16 protein-coding genes are annotated in these 20,948 nt (G+C 56.3%); 12 read left to right on the top strand and 4 right to left on the bottom strand.

What is annotated here, in order from left to right; all coding sequences use genetic code 11:
• Positions 1-2: 2 nt before the first annotated feature.
• Positions 3-1,214: a molecular chaperone DnaJ gene (gene dnaJ, locus BLT38_RS13345; protein ID WP_083345626.1), complete on the top strand. Its 1,212-nt coding sequence runs from the start codon at positions 3-5 to the stop codon at positions 1,212-1,214.
• Between the two features lie 61 nt (positions 1,215-1,275).
• On the opposite strand, the gene BLT38_RS13340 is transcribed toward dnaJ, so the two are convergent.
• Positions 1,276-2,604 (bottom strand): glycosyltransferase, encoded by a 1,329-nt coding sequence (locus BLT38_RS13340; protein WP_083345625.1) that lies wholly within the window; start codon positions 2,602-2,604, stop codon positions 1,276-1,278.
• Between the two features lie 173 nt (positions 2,605-2,777).
• Between BLT38_RS13340 and BLT38_RS13335 the strand changes: the two genes are divergently transcribed.
• From BLT38_RS13335 to atpC, 8 genes are all read left to right on the top strand, one after another.
• Positions 2,778-3,236, top strand: a complete 459-nt coding sequence (locus BLT38_RS13335; protein ID WP_083345624.1) for a hypothetical protein — start codon at positions 2,778-2,780, stop codon at positions 3,234-3,236.
• An 11-nt stretch (positions 3,237-3,247) separates the two neighbouring features.
• The gene (locus BLT38_RS13330; RefSeq protein WP_083345623.1) at positions 3,248-3,976 is read left to right on the top strand and encodes an ATP synthase F0 subunit B; all 729 of its coding nucleotides are present in this window, start codon (positions 3,248-3,250) and stop codon (positions 3,974-3,976) included.
• Positions 3,976-4,515, top strand: a complete 540-nt coding sequence (gene atpH, locus BLT38_RS13325) for an ATP synthase F1 subunit delta (protein ID WP_083345622.1) — start codon at positions 3,976-3,978, stop codon at positions 4,513-4,515. The genes BLT38_RS13330 and atpH overlap by 1 nt, the downstream gene beginning before the upstream one ends.
• Positions 4,516-4,594: 79 nt before the next feature.
• Positions 4,595-6,142, top strand: a complete 1,548-nt coding sequence (atpA, locus tag BLT38_RS13320; protein ID WP_083345621.1) for a F0F1 ATP synthase subunit alpha — start codon at positions 4,595-4,597, stop codon at positions 6,140-6,142.
• Positions 6,143-6,201: 59 nt separating this feature from the next.
• A complete protein-coding gene (locus tag BLT38_RS13315) occupies positions 6,202-6,441 on the top strand; it encodes a hypothetical protein (RefSeq protein WP_083345620.1) in 240 nt (79 codons plus the stop codon).
• Between the two features lie 4 nt (positions 6,442-6,445).
• Positions 6,446-7,579, top strand: coding sequence for a F0F1 ATP synthase subunit gamma (locus BLT38_RS13310; RefSeq protein WP_083345619.1), 1,134 nt, complete (start codon positions 6,446-6,448; stop codon positions 7,577-7,579).
• 24 nt (positions 7,580-7,603) lie between these two features.
• Positions 7,604-9,046, top strand: a complete 1,443-nt coding sequence (gene atpD, locus BLT38_RS13305) for a F0F1 ATP synthase subunit beta (protein WP_083345618.1) — start codon at positions 7,604-7,606, stop codon at positions 9,044-9,046.
• Between the two features lie 78 nt (positions 9,047-9,124).
• Positions 9,125-9,553 (top strand): ATP synthase F1 subunit epsilon, encoded by a 429-nt coding sequence (gene atpC / locus BLT38_RS13300; protein ID WP_047489690.1) that lies wholly within the window; start codon positions 9,125-9,127, stop codon positions 9,551-9,553.
• 50 nt (positions 9,554-9,603) lie between these two features.
• On the opposite strand, the gene BLT38_RS13295 is transcribed toward atpC, so the two are convergent.
• The 3 genes from BLT38_RS13295 to BLT38_RS13285 all read right to left on the bottom strand — a co-directional run bounded on the left by BLT38_RS13295 (position 9,604) and on the right by BLT38_RS13285 (position 15,885).
• Positions 9,604-10,872, bottom strand: coding sequence for a GDSL-type esterase/lipase family protein (locus tag BLT38_RS13295; protein WP_231966493.1), 1,269 nt, complete (start codon positions 10,870-10,872; stop codon positions 9,604-9,606).
• Between the two features lie 187 nt (positions 10,873-11,059).
• Positions 11,060-12,271: a GDSL-type esterase/lipase family protein gene (locus BLT38_RS13290; protein WP_172838273.1), complete on the bottom strand. Its 1,212-nt coding sequence runs from the start codon at positions 12,269-12,271 to the stop codon at positions 11,060-11,062.
• Between the two features lie 365 nt (positions 12,272-12,636).
• Positions 12,637-15,885 (bottom strand): TonB-dependent receptor, encoded by a 3,249-nt coding sequence (locus BLT38_RS13285; RefSeq protein WP_083345615.1) that lies wholly within the window; start codon positions 15,883-15,885, stop codon positions 12,637-12,639.
• 317 nt (positions 15,886-16,202) lie between these two features.
• Between BLT38_RS13285 and BLT38_RS13280 the strand changes: the two genes are divergently transcribed.
• From BLT38_RS13280 to BLT38_RS13270, 3 genes are all read left to right on the top strand, one after another.
• Positions 16,203-17,120, top strand: a complete 918-nt coding sequence (locus tag BLT38_RS13280) for a metallophosphoesterase family protein (protein ID WP_083345614.1) — start codon at positions 16,203-16,205, stop codon at positions 17,118-17,120.
• A 193-nt stretch (positions 17,121-17,313) separates the two neighbouring features.
• On the top strand, positions 17,314-19,839 hold the full coding sequence (locus BLT38_RS13275; protein WP_083345613.1) for a 2-oxoglutarate dehydrogenase E1 component: 2,526 nt from the start codon (positions 17,314-17,316) through the stop codon (positions 19,837-19,839).
• An 88-nt stretch (positions 19,840-19,927) separates the two neighbouring features.
• Complete coding sequence (locus tag BLT38_RS13270; protein ID WP_083345612.1) at positions 19,928-20,926, top strand: hypothetical protein; 999 nt, start codon at positions 19,928-19,930, stop codon at positions 20,924-20,926.
• The last annotated feature ends 22 nt before the right edge of the window (positions 20,927-20,948 follow it).

Raw genomic sequence — 20,948 nt, 5'->3', positions numbered from 1 at the left:
AAATGGCACCCACTCAGAGCAAGGACTATTACGGCGCACTCGGCGTGAAGAAGACGGCCACTACGGATGAGATCCGTAAGGCCTTCCGCAAACTCGCGCGTAAGTATCACCCTGACGTCAACCCCGGCGACAAGAAGTCCGAAGAGAAGTTCAAGGAAATCTCAGAAGCGAATGACGTCCTGAGCGACGAGAAGAAGCGCAAGATCTACGATCAGCTTGGCTTCTACTCTGACAACATTGATCCGGCGGCGGCAGAGGCAGCAGCGCGCGGTGGCTATACTGGCGGACATCCGCATGCCGGAGGTCACGCAGGTGGCGGCGTGCCGTTTGATTTTGGTGGATTCGACTTCTCAGGCGGCCCAGCGCAGCAGAGCTCCAGTGGCGGGTTTGGTGGTTCGTTCCGCGATATCTTTGGCAGCATGTTCAATGGTGGTGGCGGACGTCAACAGACACAAGCTGCGCGTGGTCCGCGTCCGGGAACGGATCTGGAGTACCAGGTAGAAGTGGACTTCTGGACGGCCATTCGTGGCGGCACTACGAAGATCGAAATCTCGCGGCAGGAGCAGTGCGGCACGTGCAAGGGAACCGGCACCATTGGTGCTCCGCAGACGTGTCCGCAGTGCAACGGCAGCGGTCAGATTACGCAGATGCAGGGCCGTATGAAGTTCAACGTGGCATGCCCACGTTGCGACGGTACGGGCCGCCTACAAGCGGACTGCGGCACATGCCATGGTGCAGGCACGATCACAAAGCGTCAGACGCTGGAGTTCCGCATCAAGCCAGGCACACGCGATGGTCAGCGTATTCGTCTTGCAGGCAAGGGCAATGCGGGAACGGAAGGCGCGCCTGCTGGTGATTTGTATCTCATCATCAAATCCGGGCCGCATCCGGTATTCACACGCGCTGGCGATGACATCCGCATGACAGTGCCTGTGATGGCGTTTGAAGCGGCTCTGGGCACGAAGATTGATGTACCCACGATTGACGGCCGCACGCAGTTGAAGATTCCACCGGGAACGCAGACAGGGCAGAAGCTGCGTCTGCGTGAGAAGGGTGTGCCATCGGCTTCGCAGGATGGTGTGCGTGGCGATCAGATTGTGGAAGTGCAGATCGTTGTGCCGAAGATTCAGGATGAGCGGTCGAAGGAGATTCTTCGTGAGCTTGCCAAGCTGAATCCGGAAGATCCTCGTGAAGAGATGTTCGCGAAGGTTTAGTTACATTAACTAACTTGTCGATTCAGTCCTCCTGTTCTTCTTGAGCAGGAGGACTGAATGTTTAGCGCGCTGCCAGCAAATGCTCTACTGCATTCACAGCTGTGGTTGTGCCGTCTTCCTTGCGAATCAATTCACCTATCTGTGCGGCGCGTTCTGCGAAGCTGTTGTCGCGTATCAGGCGTATCAGCGAGTAATGCGCCTGCCGGTCTTTCCACATTCTGCGATCATGCTTGAGGCCCACGCCTAATCGCACGACGCGTGCGGCGTTGTCGGGCTGATCGAAGTTGAAGGGCACCACGACCTGTGGTCGTCCGGATCGCAGGGCTTCTGCGGTGGTGCCGATGCCGCCCTGATGCACGATGATGGCGGCGCGCGGGAACAGCTTGCTGTAGTCCGCGTAAGGCACCGTGAGGATGTTTGGCGAGCTCAACCCGCGTGGGTCGCCGACGAGGATGGCACGCATCTTGAGACGATGCGCAGCGCGAGCGCTCATCCAGAAGAAGTCACCGGGCGCGTGTACTGCCGCAGAACCGAGTGTGAAGACGATGGGCGGTGTGCCTGCGTTCAGGAAGTCATCAATGCGTTCCTGCACTCCATCGTGTTCCGGTTGTGATTCCTGTTCGTAATGCGCGAATCCGGTTTGCACTGTGTGCGCAGGCCAATCTGGCTGTGGCTTCGCAAACTGCGGCGAGAACATGGCCAGCACCAGGTTTGCTTTCAGCTTGCCGGTGCGCAGGGCTTCTGGATCATCCGGCAGTCCAAGGCTCTTACGAAAATTTCGTAGCGGAGTACTCCAGCGACGGAATGCGAGCGCCGGCATCTTCACGAGAGCTTTCTGAAACACCAATGGCCAACCATGGGTGAGAGTGAGGAACGGGAGTGCTGGCAACACAGAGGGATCGTATGGAGAGAGAAAGCTGATGGGGGAGAGCAGAACGGAAACAAACGGTATGCCGGTCTTCTCCGCGAGGATGGGGGCGGGGAGGACCATTTCACCTGCGATGAGAAGGTCCGCTCCGGAACAGATGCGTTCGAGTTCCGCATACATCTCTGGAACATGCGGCAAGAACATTTTTCGGAAGAGATATTCCGGGCCGCGCACGGTGCGCATGAGGCGGTGTATCAGTTGGGGGTCTTGAGGGGAGACCGGAGGCCCCAGCGGCTCAAACTCAAATCCGAGGGCTTGAATGCGCTCGCTGTAGAAGGGAGCCGTGGCTATGACGGGATGGTGCCCGCGACTGCGAAGCTCCTGTGCCAGCGCCAGAAATGGGTGAAGATCGCCCAGCGATCCAAATGACGCGATGACAATACGTTTTCCAGGAGTTTCAGTCATGCCATCATTCAGGCTACCGTAAGCGTTCGGCTGAAGTGAAAGTGCCGTGAAATCCACAGGAAAACCCCTTCGCCGAAGGTCCGCATACCGCCCCGATTCATTGACCGAAACGGTCCGGGATTGGTATAACAAAGGGGTTGCCGTTGTCCCCTTTGCTCCGCCAAGGTGCCCTCTCCGGGCGCTTGAACGAGAGTCGGGAGCTCCCTTTAGGACACGGCCCACGGTCCTTCATGCAAGAGATTCTGAACCAACTTGGCGATCTTGTGCTCGGCTCCGTGCCGACCGCCATCTTCTTCCTGATCCTACTGGCTGCCTACCAGGTGCTTGTCCGCAAGCCCATGGAAAAGGTGCTGGCGGATCGCCATGGCCGTACCGGCGGGGCCATGGATGACGCAAAGGCAGCGATTGCCGCAGCGGAAGCAAAGACGACGGAGTACGAAACCCGTCTTCGCGATGCCCGCAGCGAAATCTTCAATGCCCGCGCCGCTCGCCAGAAGGCAGCTTCCGATGCGCGCGATAAGGCGCTGGCAGAGGCTCGCACTGCGGCACAGCATCGCATCGGTGTTGCGCGTGAGGCTGTGGAGCGTTCCGGAGCCGAAGCAAAGGCACAGATTGAGACGCAGGCAGCCGCCCTGTCGCAGAGCGTGATGGCAGCTATCCTGCCGCATCGCGCGGGAGTGGCCCGTTGAAGATTTTCCGTATGAAATTCGTATTTGCAGCTCTGCTGGCGGTCACGCTGGCTGCGCCTGCTGTTCACGCTCAGGAACCTGCGCCTGCACCTGCATCTCCTTCGCTGGCTTCTGGCCAGAAGCTGGAGCCCGAGGCCGTTCCTGAGAAGAACAACCCGGAGCGTAAAGAAGCTGAGGGTGGCGAAGAGGCTTTCCGTAAGTCTCCGTCCGTCATCAAGTTGGGCCATATGCTGGGCATGGAGCCGGGAACGGCTTCCGCGGTATTTGAGTGGTTCAACGCCATCATTCTGCTGGCCGCTGTAGGTTTTGGCCTGGTGAAGGCTCTGCCGAAGGCATTCCGTGCGCGTACCGAAGGCATCCAGAAGAACATTGTGGAAGCCCGCGTAGCCACGGAAGAGGCGAAGGCTCGCCTGTCTGCTGTCGAGGGTCGTTTGTCGAAGCTGGATAGCGAGATCGCGGCGCTCCGCAGTGAGAACGAAAAGGCCGCAGCGGAAGAAGAAGTTCGCATTCACGCGCAGGCTGAAGAAGAGAAGAAGCGCATTCTGGAAGCCGCAGAACAGGAAATTGCTGCTGCTTCGGCTGCTGCTACCCGCGACCTGCGCGCCTATGCCGCAGAGATTGCTGTGGACCGTGCCGCTTCGCAGTTGAACATTACGCCGGAAGATGACCGCATCCTGATCGAATCGTTCGCAGGAAAGCTGTCCTCGGTTAAGCCGGGCGCAGAAGGGAGCCGCAACTAATGGCCGCCTTCGAACTTCGTTACGCACGTGCATTTCAGCAGGTTGCTGCTGCGCAGAATCTGAACATTGATAGCGTCCGTCAGCAGGTTGCTGACTTTGCCGCTACGCTGGACGGCAGCCGCGAACTTCGCGAATTCCTGCTGAATCCGGCTCTGGATCACAAGGACAAGGTCAAGGTTCTGGATGCGGTTTCAAACCGCGTGGGTCTGGATAAGACTGTTCGGAACTTTGTTGCTGTCCTGATGGATCACGGTCGTCTGGAATCGTTGAAGGACATCGCTGCTGAATTCAGCACGTTGGCTGATCAGGCAAACGGCATTGCGGAAGCAGAGATTGTTACGGCAAAGCATCTCTCGGAAGACGAGAAGCAGTTGCTGGGTAGCAAGGCGGGAGCGCTGGCAGGCAGCCGGGTTCGCGTCACGTGGACACAGGACGCATCGTTGCTGGGCGGAGCCGTGATTAAGCTTGGTTCGCAGGTGTACGATGGCTCGGTTCGCGGACAGTTGCAGCAGTTGAAGCGGCACCTGGCAGGCGCTTAAGAAAAGTTTTGCAGTAAACAAGTTTGTATCGCGCCAGGGCAATCGAAAGTTGCACGGGCGCAGGAGACGAAAGAGACACATGGCACAGCTCAAGGCAGACGAGATTACAGAACTGCTTCGTCAGCAGATCGAGAACTACGAACAGAAGATTGCAGTCGATGAAGTCGGCACGATCATCTCGCTGGGTGACGGTATCGCACGCATCCACGGCCTGGATAAGGTTATGGCCGGCGAACTCATTGAGTTCCCCAAGGGCATTAGTGGCCTGGCTATGAACCTGGATGAAGACCAGGTTGGCGCTGTGCTTCTCGGCGACTTCACGGAGATCAAGGAAGGCGACACGGTCAAGCGCACCGGCAAGATCATGAGCGTGCCCGTGGGCGATGCCATGATTGGCCGCGTGGTGAATGCGCTTGGTCAGCCGATCGACGACAAGGGCCCCATCGACACGCCGTATACGCTGCCTGTTGAGCGTTTGGCTCCCGGTGTTATTGACCGTAAGTCCGTAACCGAGCCGATGGCGACCGGCATTAAGGCCATCGACACCATGATTCCGATCGGCCGTGGCCAGCGTGAGCTGCTTATCGGCGATCGTCAGACGGGCAAGACTGCCATTGCTCTGGACACGATTCTGAACTCCGCGAAGAACGACCTCATCTGCATCTATTGCGCAGTGGGTCAGAAGCGTTCGTCGGTGGCACAGGTCGTTCAGACCCTGGAACAGTACGGCGCCATGGCGTACACGATTGTTGTTGCTGCGACGGCTTCTGAGCCCGCACCGATGTCGTACCTGGCTCCCTATGCTGCGACCGCGATGGGCGAGTACTTTCGCGACAACGGCAAGCACGCTCTGATCATTTACGACGATTTGTCGAAGCACGCTGCGGCATACCGCGAAATCTCGCTGCTGCTGCGCCGTCCGCCGGGCCGCGAAGCATACCCGGGCGACGTGTTCTATCTCCACTCGCGTCTGCTCGAGCGTTCGTCGAAGGTTTCGGACAAACTGGGCGGCGGTTCGTTGACGGCTCTGCCGATCATCGAAACGCAGGCTGGCGACGTATCCGCGTACATTCCGACCAACGTGATTTCGATCACCGACGGTCAGATCTTCGTAGAAACCGATCTGTTCAACTCTGGTATTCGTCCGGCTGTGAACGTAGGTCTGTCGGTATCGCGTGTAGGTTTTGCTGCCGCCATGAAGGCCACCAAGCAGGTTGGCGCTACGCTGAAGCTGGATCTGGCTCAGTACCGTGAGCTTGCTGCGTTCGCGCAGTTCGGTTCGGACCTGGATCCTGCAACGCAGAAGCAGCTGAACCGTGGTTCGCGCCTGGTTGAGATTCTGAAGCAGCCCCAGTTCCAGCCGTTGACCGCTGCACAGCAGGTTTCGATCGTGTTCGCAGGCACCAAGGGCTTGCTGGACGATATCGAAGTGAAGCAGGTTCAGGCGTTCGAAGCAGGCTTCCACGAGTACATGAAGACCACCGGCCAGTCGATTCTGGACGCCATCATGAGCAAGAAGGCTCTGGATGACGAGATCACCAAGAATCTGACCAACGCGATCAATGATTACAAGGCCACGTTCAAGGCCGCTCATAAGGACAACAAGGCCGCCCTGGCGACGGCATAACAGGAATCGCCGGACGGGGAGCTGACGCTCTCTGCCCGGCCCAGCCAAAGGTTATTCCCATGACGACCTCGGTCGTAGTTCTCGTAGTTGTTTTCGCAGTTCTTAATGTGGCGTTTCTGACATGGTCCCACTGGATGCAGACACGCCGGATGAAACAGATGCACAACCGGCTTGATATTCATTCGCACGATCTGGGCCGGGTGCAGGCGGAGCAGCAGGAAATCGAGGCACGCGTTTCCGTGGGTGAGCAGGAACGCCGCTGGCAGGAAGAGATTCGCAAGGTTTCGGAAAAGTACTAAACGAATGGCAAACGTACTGGATCTAAAGCGGCGCATTCGCTCCGTGAAAAACACGCGGCAGATCACCAAGGCCATGAAGATGGTCTCGGCGGCGAAGCTGCGTCGTGCGCAGGAGCGTGCACTGCAGGCGCGTCCTTATGCGCAGATGCTGGCTAACGTACTGCAATCGCTGGTGCGCCGCGCTGCTCTTTACGGTGACGAAGGCAACGGCGATGTGATGCATCCGCTGCTGGTCGAGCGTGAAGAGAAGAATGTGCTGCTGCTGGTTGTCGCAGGCGACAAGGGCTTCGCAGGCGCATTCAACTCCAACATCGGCAAGGCCGCGCAGAAGTTCATCGACTATCGCCGTGAACCGAAGCAGGTGACGGAAGACGATCCGCGTCCGGGTGAGCAGAACATCGACATTGAGACGGTCGGTCGCAAGTCGCGCGATCTGTTCAAGCGTAAGTATCCGGAAGCCGTGTGGAAGCACGTCGATGAAGAGCATGATGAGCCCATCGGCATCTCGCACCACATTGAAGATATTCGCGAACGCAAGGTGCCGGTTGAGATCACCAAGGATCTTGGCTTCCTGCTGGCGAAGCTGAACTTTACGGAAGTGGACAAGGCTGCCCACTCGATCATTGATCGTTACGAGCGCGGCGAGATCGATTCGGTCTACATCGTCTACAACGAGTTCAAGAGCGTTATCGCACAGCGCGTGGTTGTTGAGAAGCTACTCCCGATTCGTAAGCTGGGTTCGCCGGAAATCACCGCCGCGGAAGAGATGTCGGAGGAGTTGAAGGAAGCATCTGCTCGCGCAGCTTCTTCCTCGGGCGTTTCTATCAACGAGCCGGAAGAGACGGAGCTTGACCGCGAGGCAAAGAAGTTTGGCACGGCAGACGTGGATTACATCTACGACCAGGAGCCGGCAAAGTTGTTCAAGCACTTGCTGCCGCGCTACGTGACCACGCAGATTTACCATGCGCTGCTGGAATCCAGCGCCAGCGAACATGCCGCACGTATGACGGCCATGGACGCTGCAAGCAGCAACGCCAGCGACATGATTGATTCGCTGACACTGACCATGAACCGCGTACGTCAGGCAGCTATCACCAAGGAAATTATCGAGATCGTTTCAGGAGCGTCGGCCATTTAGGCTGCGCCTCTAAAAGAGAGACTTATGGCAGAGAACATCGGCAGAGTAATCCAGATCAGCGGCCCGGCCGTTGATATCCAGTTCGACGAGAAGCACATGCCGCCTATCTATCAGGCGCTGCGCATCACGTCGGAAGGCTTTGATATCCCCACGCCGCTTTCGGTGATCGTGGAAGTGCAGCAGCACTTGGGCGAGGGCCGTGTGCGTACGGTTGCTATGGAAGCGACCGAAGGCATGGTCCGCGGCATGAAGGCTGTGGACACCGGTGCACCCATCATGGTGCCTGTGGGCCGCGAGACGCTGGGCCGCGTGCTCAACGTGATCGGCGAGCCCGTGGATCAGCTTGGCCCCGTGCAGACAGAGGTTCGCAAGCCCATTCACCGCCAGGCACCTGCGTTTGATGAGCAGGCAACGGGCGAAGAGATGTTCGAGACGGGCATCAAGGTCGTCGACCTGATCCAGCCGTTCTTGAAGGGCGGTAAGATCGGTCTCTTCGGCGGCGCTGGTGTGGGCAAGACGGTTCTGATTCAGGAGCTGATCAACAACGTTGCGATGCAGCACGGTGGTTTCTCCGTGTTTGCTGGCGTGGGTGAGCGTACACGCGAAGGCAACGATCTGTGGATGGAATTCCAAGAGTCCGGCGTTATCGACCCTACCGACTGGCGCAAGAGCAAGGCCGCGTTGATCTACGGCCAGATGACCGAGCCGCCGGGTGCGCGTCTGCGCGTGGCGCTGACCGGTCTGACCATTGCGGAACACTTCCGTGATGAAGAAGGCTCGGACGTGCTGTTGTTCATCGACAACATCTTCCGCTTCACGCAGGCGGGTTCTGAGGTTTCCACGTTGTTGGGCCGTATGCCTTCTGCTGTGGGTTACCAGCCGAACCTGGCCAGCGAGATGGGTCAGCTTCAGGAGCGCATCACGTCCACGAAGAAGGGTTCTGTTACGTCCGTGCAGGCTATCTATGTGCCCGCTGACGATTTGACCGATCCCGCTCCGGCGACGACCTTTGCCCACTTGGATGCGACCACCGTGTTGAACCGTGCGCTGACGGAAATCGGTATCTATCCGGCCGTCGATCCGCTGGCTTCCACATCGCGTATTCTCACCCCGCGTGTTGTGGGTGAAGAGCACTACGCAGTGGCTCAGCAGGTGAAGGGAATTCTGCAGCGTTACAAGGATCTGCAGGACATCATCGCCATCCTGGGTATCGACGAACTTTCGGAAGACGACAAGATCACCGTTGCCCGTGCACGTAAGGTGCAGAAGTTCCTGTCGCAGCCGTTCCACGTTGCGGAAGTGTTCACCGGCAACCCTGGTAAGTACGTCAAGGTCGCTGACACGGTGCGCTCCTTCAAGGAGATCATCGAAGGCAAGCATGACAGCGTGCCGGAACAGGCCTTCTACATGAAGGGCGGCATCGAGGAAGTGCTGGAAGCAGCAGCCAAGATGAAGGCAAACGCGTAAGAGAAGTTTCGGTAACAGTTGCCAGTTCTGAGAAGGACTGGCAACTGATCGCTGACAACTGAGAACGAACAGGAACACATGGCAGACGCAACCACACATTCCGGCCAGCTCGCAGTCCGCATCGTTACGCCGGACCGCGTTCTGATTGACACTACGGCTGACGCGATTGAGCTTCCGGCTCTGTCGGGCTACATTGAAGCGCTGTATGGCGCTGCACCGCTGCTCGCAGAACTGGGCGCGGGCGAAGTGAAGTTGCACGGCGGCAACTCCGGCAATGCAAAGTTCTTCGTGGCCTGGGGTTTTGTTGAAGTGCTTCCGGAGCGCGTGACCGTTCTCGCAGAGACGGCGCTGAAGCCGGAAGAGATCGATGGAGCCAAGGCGCAGCAGGAACTGGCTGATGCAGAGAAGGATTGGGCGCAGGCAGGCGACGATGCCGCGAAATACGATTACGCCCGTGCAGAGATTCGCGTGGCAGAAGAGAAGATCGCAGCTTCGAAGGATCGCTAAGCAGTCTCAATAAGCTATTAAAAGGCCGGGCTTCATGCCCGGCCTTTCATTTACTGCCCGAGTATCTTGTCAAGCGGGATGGACGAAGACTGCACGCCATACCCAACTCCGTTCGGGTGGAAGTTATCCCCAGAATTCAGGTTGGGGATCATGAAATCTGGATGATTCGGATCGGCCAATGCCTTGTCGAAGTCCGCGACGCCAACGACTCCTGGCAAGCTTACCGCAGTGCTTCGAATCCAGTCGTTTACCGCTCTACGCTGTGTTGATCCGGGATTTTCAGGCCCAGGAATGAGATCACCAAGATAGGGTTGCTCAGTTGTCGGTACAAGTCCGGGAGTCGTAGTGCAATACTCTGAGGGAGGGATCGTCGCCAGAATCACTCTAATGCCAGCTGCATTCGCTTGTTGAACCATGTTGCTCAGGGAACTTTCGACATCCGTAGCCTGCACGCAATTTCCACGCAGATCGATACCTCCAAAGTAAATGATCACCGTTTTGAGATTGATTACGCCAAGCACATCGTGCTGCATGCGATCAACGCCGCCTCCAGTGCCGGCTGCGGCATTACCAAGTAAACCCGCATTGGAGACACCTACGCGATAGCCTGCAGCACGCATCTGCCGGGCAAGCCAGTCAGAAGGGCGATCATTGTCCTGCGAAGTGATGGCAACGTTTGCTGTCGGATAGCTATTGCTGTTGCCATAGTTCGATGCGTGTCCATCCACGGAAGAACTACCGAAGATGGCTACCGATCCTTGGTAGGAACCGTATGCGTCGATGCCACTCAGTAGCAGCCAGTCTGTCATTACAGTACCCATGGAAGCACCGCTTGTATCGGATGTCGCATTGCCTGCACCGGAAGCATTCTGGAAGTTGAACTGCACATCCGATGCATGTTCTGTTAGCGATGGGAATGAGCCTTTCATATACATGCTGACAGCCAATTTCTCGCCGAAGTTGTAAGAAACATTGACTGGGTCAGAGACGATCTCTTGTCCTGGTGCTAGTGTGATGGATGTTGCACCGGAAAATGTAAGAGCCGCATCGCGCTTCGGGTCGATGGCGGGACCAACATCTACCGCAACTGCAAGGCGGGCCGCGCCAATTGTTACTGATGTTGTCCCCAGCCTATTAGAAAAGTGCACTCTTTCCTGCGTTGCATCGGTAGTTGGCAACACGATGAAACGAAAGCTTTGCTCTGAACCACCAGGGTCCTGCGAACTGGAGGTGGCATTTTGCGCGTTGGCGGTCCAGACCGCTACCCACATGGTCTGTGGTGTCGGTCCCGCAGAAACAACCTGAGGGATCACCGTCACAACATTAGTGCAACCATTTAACCCGAGCAATGGGAGAGGGAACAGTAAGATGCAGCAAACGCGTCGTATCCATGGATGACGTGAGGCTAAACCGAGGACTCGCATGTAACGGGAGACCGGCAGGATTCTTTAAAGGTTTCACTTCGAGGGGTGTGATATTTAGCGCCATCCTGTTTTGATTAGAGGGCTAACGTGGAAGGAATCCAAGCGAGATACTGTTTGCCTCAGCTCCGTACCCAGTGCCGTTCATGTGGAAGTTATCGCCACTGTTGTACTGGGGCATCATAAAGCTGATGTGTTGTGGATCACGCAGAGCCAGATCGTAATCCGCAATGCTTACAACACCGGGTAAAGTTGCTCCCGTCGTTCGCAACCATTGATTGAATGCTGCCCTTTGGACTTCGGAACCATTCGCTGGTCCGGGACTCAGGCCACCGGCATATGGATCACTTGGGCTGGGTAAAGGCCCGTAATTCGGTGATGCCGGGTTGGAGCACAACCCAGTTGGCGGCAGTGTTGTCAGCACAATAGGTAGCTTCGCCATTGCGGACTTGGCAACGAGTTGCTGTGTCGCTGCTTCCATGTCCGCTGCGTTCGTGCAGGAGGCGGAACGTAGATCAATCGATCCAAAATAGCTCACAATTCCTAGAAGATTTGGAAGCGTAAGGATGTCTTGTGCAAACCGTTGATTGGGCGTTGGTACGGACCCTACGTCAGTGATGGGATCACCTGGAATTCCCGCGTTCAGCACGCCAATGCGGTAACCGGCTGCGGCTAGCCGACGCGCCATCCAGTCAGAGACACGGTCCGCGTGTTGTGTACTAATCGGCGAATTGGGAATCGGGTATACCTTGTCTGAACTGTAGTCGCTCTTAAGACCATCCGTCGTAGAACTTCCGAACATGGCCAGGGTGCCTTGGTATTGGCCATACACGTCAATCTCGTTCACCAGGAGCCAGTCTGGAACGGGAGTGCTAAAGGCCGATCCCGCTGCATCAGAGGTTGTATCACCCGCGCCATCCGCGGTTGAATAATTCGTTACGAAGTAGGAATCGTGTCGGCTAACCCTGTCGAAATTACCCTTCAAGTAGACCGAAACAGCTAGCACTTGGCCCAGGCCGAATGAGAAGTCTGCTGAGTCAGAGGTCACCGTTGATCCTGGAGCCAACACTACGCTCTTGTTTCCATTGAACGTCAGCCCCACATCATGCATCGGGTCGATCGTAGGTGAACCGTCTTTACCCCACGAAAGCCGCACCGCGCCTAGTGTTACCGGCGTCAGTCCATACACGTTGGAAAACTTCACGCGTGCCTGTGTGCCGTCAATGGTGGATGTCACAAGAAACCGGTAGCTGCGCTCGTTGCCAGAATTGTCTGATACTGCGGCAGCATTGGTCATTGATGCCCCCCACGCACCGACCCACATTGGACTTGTGGTCACTGTCGTAGAGCCATTTCCGGTGCTTGTCCGCTGCACTATGCCCGACCCGCAGCTCTGTGTCAGCGCAGTGCAAAACAAGATGACTGTTGCCGCTACTACCCTGCCGAGGTACCGGAAAGCCTGCATGTTCCTAATCTAATCAACACGCATTCGATTCGAAACTGTTATATCGATCCGGCTCTTCCTCTTTTCCGATTTGTTCCGCAGAATCATTGCTTGAATCTCAAATTTCTGCAATGAAGTGTCTCTGTATGTCGGCTTCCGAGGCTTCTACAGAAAAAGGCCGCCGCTTTATTGGCGGCGGCCCTGAGTTGTCGTGTTGGTTAGAAGGTGAGTTTCAGTCCGGCTTGCATCACACGCGGACGTACTCCGGAACTGGTTGCGGTGATCTGCCCATAAGTTCCGCTGGTGGGATTGTTGTTGGGGGTTGCGAAGTTGGTGTGGTTGAAGGCGTTGAACAGCTCCCAGCGGAATTGCAGATGGTAGCGGTCGCGTGCAGTCCAGTTCTTCATGAGAGCTGCATCGCTGTAGTTCACGCCGGGTCCCTTGAGGATGTTGCGGCCGGTGTTACCGAATGTGCCCGGAGCGTTTGTGGTGAAGGCTGCCGTAGTGAAGTACTGATTCAGCCACTGTTCCTTGCTACCCTGATGCGTCTGGACGGGAATGCCGAACACGCTGTCTGCGCGGTCGCCATTCTCATTTGCACCTGAGTTGTTTCCGCTTCCGCCGGAGATGCCGAAAGGGCTACCCGACTGCATGGTGTAGATGGCGCTGATTTCCCACTCGCCAAGTACGCCACGTGCGATGCTGTTCCAGCCATTCAACGCGGGTGTTGTGTAGACAAGATTCGTGACGGACACAAGCGGCACGTTCAGGTCAGAGATACCGCGGTTGTAGCGGACGTTATACGGGTTCGCAATGCTGCTGGTAAACGATGCATTGCCGCTGGATGCAATGTCGAGGTTACGGGACCAGGTGAAGCTGGACTGCGCCTGGAAGTTATGCGAAAACCGCTTTTCAATCTGCACCTGCAACGAGTTATAGCTGGCCGTGCCAATCGACTGGATTGTGAGGATCTGGCCGAAGTCAGACATGGCGCGAACGCCACGCACTGCAGCTGCGGTTTGGCCGGGGTTCTCATCCAGAATCAACGACTGGTGATAGCTCTGACTGCCAACGTAAGCAAGGTGCAGCACTACGTCGTTGCCCAATTGCTGTTCCACCGATGCGTTCCAGCTTTGCGTCATGCCAAGTTTGAACTTGGGCGTGAATGCGGCCGGTACAGACGTTGGTGAAGCGAAGGTGGAGTTACTGGGAGGTGTGCCGCCCGAATATACAAACGGTGGGAAGGGACTTACGCCGCCTGTGCCTGCGAAGTTCGCCCATGGGTTGGAGAAATTGATGGGTGTGGATGCAGTTTCATTCAGCGTGTACGTGGGGCTGAACGGAGTGACGTCTGCAACGTGGTTGTACGAAGAGTACGGCAGCGGTGCAGTGAACAGACCAAAGCCTGCACGGAAGGTGGTCTTGGGATGCACCTGCCACGCTACGGCGAGGCGTGGTTCAAAGTAGCCGTAGGTGTTCGGTGCCAGTCCAGCGCTTACGCCGTTGTCGCCGGGGAAGACGAGGCCCTTAGGGGCGTTCGGGAAGACGGTGCTTTGTTGTCCGGGATTCCACACCGCGCCGCGCCCATCCTTTGATTGCGGAGCAAGATTTGGATCCCAACGAAGACCTGCAGTGACGGTGATGTTAGAGCGCAGCTTGAACTGATCCTGAGCGTAAGCTCCGAGCAGGTTGCCACTGACATCGGCAATTTCGCCCGCACCCTGCGTGTATGTGCTGACGCGACCTAACAGGAAGTCCGCAAGGCCGAAGCCAGTGGAATAGCCATTGAAACTGATAATCGGTGCAGCGGGATAGTACGTCAGCTCGCGTGCACGCTGATGCCACAGATCCACGCCTGCGGTTATGGTGTGATTGCCAACGATCTTTGTGATGAAGTCAGAGAAGCCCCATGAACGACGCATCTCGCCTGTGTACTCGGAGTACTGCAAGCTGAAGCCGCCGCTGGCGTTCAGGCCTTCGCTATAGCAGGTGCCTGCGGGTTCACTCACGTTGATGTAGCGCGACAAGCAGAACGGAGAACCACTGCTGTTGAGCGGTTGACCCACGTTGTAAACATGCTCCTGGTTCCAGAACAACGACAATGCGTTGATGAGGCTCGGGCTGACTGTCCATGTGTGGTTCAACACTTCGTTGAAGAACTTACCTTGCTTGCCCGTGTTCAGTGCAAGGATGTTACCGGGCGTAGCGGCTTCGCTGCGGTTGTAGTACTGAATGAAGCTACGTAGCGTCAGGCGATGCTTGTCGTTCGGCGTGTAGTCAATGCGGCCTGTGCCTTCGTTGTATGTCTCAATAGTCTTGGGCACGGTGTAGTACACCAGACCACTGGCCGCATCCTGGCCCAATGGCAGTGCGGTCTTCGCGATCTGCACTGCCGCAGGATTGAACAGGGAAGGATCAATGCGGTTGTTAACGAAGCCGCCGGTCAGCGCTTTGGGATACGCGGAGAAGTCGCCATTCAACATCGCCGCTGTGGGAGTGTTCGTGCTGTTCGCGGTTGATGTTGTGGACTGGCGTGTGCCTTGGTAGTTGCCAAAGAAGAAGAGACGATCCTTGATGACAGGACCGCCGAGGAAACCGCCGAACTGATTACGCTTCAGCGAGTCAACCTGCTTTGAGAAGTAGTCCGCGGAGTTCAACGCGTTGTTACGCAGGAACTCGAAAGCGCCGCCATGGAGTGCATTGGTGCCACTCTTCGTGTCGATCGAAACGACAGCGCCCGGAGAAAAGCCATAGTGCGCGTCGAAGTTGTTGGAGATGACGCGAAACTCACTGGTGGCATCGGCATTCGGCGTAGGTGCAGAGAGCGACATGTAGGTGTCCATGTTCGGAACACCATCGAGAAGATAGAGCGTGCTGCCCTGGCGACCGCCGCCTGCGGATGCACCGCTTTCATTCGGGAATGTGGTCTCACCTTGCAGCGTGCCTGCGCCTGTGTTCAACACGTTCACTGTACCGGGTGACAGCAATACAAGGCTTGAAGGATCGCGGCCATTCAATGGTAGTTCGCGGATAGCATGTTCACCAACTGTGTTGCTGACTTCAGCGTTGGTGGTGTTCATCAGCGGCGCGCCAGCTGTTACATTCACGGTCTCTGATTCGCTGCCTACATGTAGACCAATGTCGATCGTGGCTTGTTGGCTGACGGTCAGCACAACGCCTGTCTGCTGGAATTTCTGGAAGCCCTTCACGTTCGAAGAGATGACGTAACGTCCCGGAGGAATGGTGGGGAAGCGATAGAGACCAGAGTTGTTGGAATCAGTGTTCAACACCAGATTGGTGTCCACGTTGGTGGCGGTTACATGTGCGTTAGGAACGGCTGCACCACTTGCATCGGTGACTGTGCCGCTCAGGACTGCACTGCCACCTTGAGCGAGCGCTGCAATTGAAAAAAGAGGAACAAGAGAAGCGTAAAGAACGGGGCTCCGAAAAAACGGATGAGATCGCATTAAGACTTAAGCCTCAAAAGGGGGAATCGCAGGCAGCGCAATATCTGTGATTTTTTGTTCGTTGCCTGTTGTGTAGTTTGGGCAGGGAAGGAAGGGGGGAAATACCGTAAACAAACGGCAAAAATGCCAATAAATTCTAGGCAAAAGCATAACGAGTGAGATGGACAAAAATCCCGAAGCGAGACGCGCCGGATTATGCCGTTGGCTTGGCTGGCACGGCACGGCGCGAATCGACATAGGGCGAAACGCGAAGCGACTTAGCTCTCGAAGAGTTCCTTCTTTTCAAGAAGTTCATATGCAGTGGATAAACTCCGTGCATGCCGATTCTTGATCGTCGCCGTTTTCTATCACTTACTGCGGCTGGTGTTGCCGCATCGTCCTTGCCTTCGTTTGCCATGTCGCCTGCTGCAACAGAGGAATTCAGTTTTCTGTTTGTGACGGACACGCACATCCAGCCGGAACTGCATGCGACGGAAGGCTGCTCGATGGCGTTCAAGAAGGCGCGCACTCTACATGCGGATTTTGCAATTCAGGGCGGCGATCACATCTTCGACGGACTTGCTGTACCGCTCTCCCGTTCGCAGGAGTTGTTTCATCTGTATGGCGAGACGGAACAGCAGTTAGGACTGAAGGTCTATCACACGATGGGCAACCATGATGTGATTGGACTCTTTCCGAAGAGTGGTCTGGACTTGACGGATTCGAACTACGGCAAGAGCTACTTTGAAGACAAGATCGGCCCACGCCATCAGAGCTTTGATCACAAGGGCGTTCACTTCATCATTCTGGATTCCATCGGCTTCACGCCGGAACGGACCTACTTTGGCTTTCTTGATGAAGCTCAGTTGCAGTGGCTGCGTACTGATCTGGCAAAGGTGTCGGCAACGACACCGGTCATCATCGTGTCGCATATCCCGCTGATCACGGCATATGCGCAGTACTCCGCTCCTCCTGCCACGCCACCCACACACAACAGTCTGTCTGTTTCCAACACGTATGAGATTCTGCCGCTGCTGGCAAAGCACAACGTGATTGGCGTGTTGCAGGGGCATACACACGTGAATGAATGTGTTGAGTTCAATGGCATTACCTACATCACCGGTGGCGCTGTCTCTGGCAACTGGTGGAAGGGTATTCACGAGGGCACGCCGGAAGGCTTTACGGTCTGCACCGTGAAAGATGGAAAGCTGACCACGCGGTACGAAACCTATGGTTTTCACGCTGATTCCGTCTAGATAACGGCTGTAAATACATTGTTTTTGGGGTGTCTGGGCTGATTCAACGAATCGACCCACACCCCAATTTCGTGGAACCCAGATCGCCACTTTATCGTGCGAATATCGAACATTAATACCGTAAACCGCACAGTGGCACCTCCCCATCGGCCATTTGAAAGGTCTATCCTTATAGGCACGAAATCGAGGATGCATGGCAACCAGGGCGAAGGCGAGCGGTAAGCAGGCAGCAGGGGTAGCAACACCGGAACAGGACAGCAGCAATCCGCAGTTGAGGACGGAAGTATTTGAAATTTTCCGTCGGTGGGGCTATCTGCAGGCGACACTGGATCCCCTGAAGCAGTATCTTCCCCAGGAACCATTCCCGATTGATCTGCCGGAAGGCTCTGACGCGATTGCAGAAGAGGCGCGCCGTTATTACTGCGGCAACATCGCGCTTGAGTTCTCGCACATTGCATCACCGGAGAAGCGCGAGTGGCTCCAGAAGAAGATGGAGCAGAAGTACGTTGAGACGCCTCAGCAACAGGCAAAGACGCTGACGCAGCTCATCAAGGCTGACCTCTTCGAACAGACGATTCAGCAGCGTTATCTGGGCACGAAGCGATTTTCGCTGGAAGGTCTGACTGCGCTGATTCCGTATCTCGATCGCACCTTTGAGGTGTCGTCTGAGCTTGGTGTTGATCTGTGTCTGTTTGCGATGAATCATCGCGGTCGTTTGAACGTGATGGTGAACACGGTCGGCCGCAGCGCTGCCGATATCTTTACCAAGTTTGAAGATGTTGATCCGCGCAGCCATCTGGGCGGCGGTGATGTGAAGTATCACCAGGGCGCAACGGGTACATACACTTCGCCGACGGGCAAGACGATTGACTTGCATCTGGCGTCGAACCCATCGCATCTTGAGGCGGTTGATCCAGTGATCATGGGCCGCGCGCGTGCTCGTGAAGTTCGCATTGGTGATGACGGCGTAAAGAAGGTTCTGCCCATCATCATTCACGGTGATGCGGCGTTTGCAGGACAAGGCATCTGGGCAGAGACGCTGGATCTTGCCACGATCACTGGTTACACCGTGGGCGGCACGATTCAGATTGTTGTGAACAATCTGCTTGGATTTACTGCGGAGCCGCAGGAGTCGAACTCGTCTCGGTTTGCTACTGATATGGCGAAGCGTTTGCCAATTCCCATCTTCCATGTGAATGCGGAAGATCCGGATGCTGTGGTGCGTGTGGCTGCGATTGCAGCAGAGTATCGTTCCACGTTTGCTTCCGATGTTGTTGTCGATCTCATCGGCTATCGTCGCCACGGCCATTCTGAAGTGGATGATCCTACCGTGACGCAGCCGCGTCGCTACGCCAAGATCAAGGAAACGCCGGTGCTCTACAAGAGCTATGCAGAGCGCATTGGCGTGGATGCAACGGCAGAGATCAAGCAGATCAGCGAAAAGTTTCTTGCTGACCAGGCAGAGGGCAAGCAGGCACAGCATGTGCCGCATCTGTCGTCGCTGCCGAAGTATTGGGATAACTACAAGGGTGGTTATCTGCCTGCGGATGAGCCCACGAAGACGGGCCTGCTTGCGGAGGAAATCACGCGGCTGACTCAGCTTCTGTTGAAGACACCAGAAGGCTTCAACATCCATCCGAAGATCAAGGCTCTGCTGAAGCAGCGCGAAGAGATGGGCAATGGAGCCAAGCCGTTTGATTACGGCACGGCAGAGCTTGTGGCGTATGCATCGCTGCTGGAGAAGGGAACGCCTGTGCGTCTCTCCGGACAGGATTCGCAGCGCGGCACGTTCAACCAGCGCCATAGCTTCTTCACCGATACCGAGACGGAGAAGCGATGGTCGCCGCTGCAACACATCTCGGACAAGCAAGGGCAGTTTGAAGCGTACAACTCAATGCTGAGTGAAGCTGGTGTGCTTGGTTTTGAGTATGGTTATGCACGCGATTATCCCGAAGCACTGGTACTGTGGGAAGCGCAGTTTGGCGATTTCGCCAACGGTGCGCAGATCATCATGGACCAGTTCATTGCTGCAGGCGAAGCGAAGTGGGGCCTGCTGAGCGGTGTGGTTCTGCTCTTGCCGCATGGCTATGAAGGCCAGGGTCCGGAACATTCGTCGGCACGCATTGAGCGTTATCTGCAGCTTTGCGCAACGGACAACATGTATGTGACGCAGCCGTCGAATGCTGCGCAGTACTTCCATCTGCTGCGTCGTCAGGCGATGAGCGAGTATCGCAAGCCGTTGATTGTGTTCACGCCGAAGTCGATGTTGCGTCATCCGGATGCGGTGTCGCCCATTGCGGATTTCGGTGCAGAGAAGTTCCAGACGGTGCTTGCGGATACTGAGGCAAAGGATCCGCGTCGCATCCTGGTCTGCTCTGGCAAGATTGGCCACAACCTGCGTGTGGAGCGCGCCAAGCGGGGCGATTACTCCACTGCCATTGTGTTTGTGGAACAGCTTTATCCCTGGCCGGAAGAGGCGCTGGCCAAGGCGCTGGAGATGTATCTCAGTGCGGAGGAGGTTGTATGGGTGCAGGAAGAGCCTGCAAACATGGGACCGCTGACGTATGCGTATCCGCTGCTAAAGCGTACGGCGGGTAATCGTCGTGTGCTGCGTGTGTCGCGTTCGGCTGCGGCCACACCTGCTACGGGTTCGGCCAAGGCTCATGATCTGGAAGAGAAGGCGCTGATTGAATTGGCGCTGGGCAAGGCTAAGAAGTAACGTGTTCTCAATTTGCAAAAGGCCGGGCAAATGCCTGGCCTTTTGCTTTGTTCACTTGTCTATTGCGAAGAAGGTACGATTGCTGGATATGAGGCCGCGATACTTCCGCTTGCTTCCATTCACTCTTCTTCTATCTACGCTTGCTTACGCGCAGCAGGTCACGCATGAGAAGGAATACCAGCCGCCGGCACTCTCACTGACCCAACTGATGGAGCATGATGCGACGCTTTCCAGCGCATTGATGACCTATGCCCGCACAGGCGACAGCGCAACCTTCCGCAGCGTGATTCTGCAGCAGGCAGATGCTGGCAACCTTGGAGCGCAGCTGATGCTGGGGGAACAGTTCATCCCTAGACAATGTACCTTTGAGCCGAATCACGATGTACCGGACTGTGGCCGTGACACTGCCTCCGCAGCGCAGTCGCCGAATCCGCTCGGTATTGTGCGTTCGTATGAAGATGCCGCGCAATGGCTAGAGAAGGCGAGTGCAGCAGGTTCCGGTGAGGCAAGCGAGGTGTTGGCTCAGTTAATTACACGCATGTATGCGAATGGTCATGCGACCTCATACACCGAAGCGGATGCAATTCGATTGCATGCGTTGGCGCGGACGCAGGGATTTGATGTGGAGCCGATCTCTGTCACTTGCTACAAGGTGGTGCACGGCGGTCAGGGCATTTCTCTTGGCAGGCTTCCGGGGCTGATCGTTGGTGATCCGCCTGAGCAGCCATTCACGTCAGACGAGCTTGCGGCTCTTAAGAAGCTTGGAGTATCAGGTACTCTGCTGTACGGCGGTGGCAGCGGTGGCGGTGATTCGATGTTGCTGACTCGGCCTCAGGGACCGCTTGTACATGTACGTGTGCTACTTGATCACGCGCCCGAAGCTGAAGTGCGATTGCCGATGCCTGCTCATCGTGACGTGATTTATGTACAGCAAGGCAAAGGCTTCGTGGCAATTCCCGCGGATGGCGAGAATCTGCCGCGTTATGTCATCGTGAATCCCGTCAAGGGGCCCACACCTCAAGTGACTGTGGGCACTCAGACAATGGATGGCGGTGTGTCTGGTGGATTTTGCACACGTTTCCCTTGATGATGGAACACTGGTGGTTTTT

Source organism: Terriglobus roseus, from assembly GCF_900102185.1.
Lineage (GTDB): Bacteria > Acidobacteriota > Terriglobia > Terriglobales > Acidobacteriaceae > Terriglobus > Terriglobus roseus_A.
Note: the sequence above shows the minus strand (reverse complement) of the source record. Positions and strands in the feature narration are given on the sequence as shown.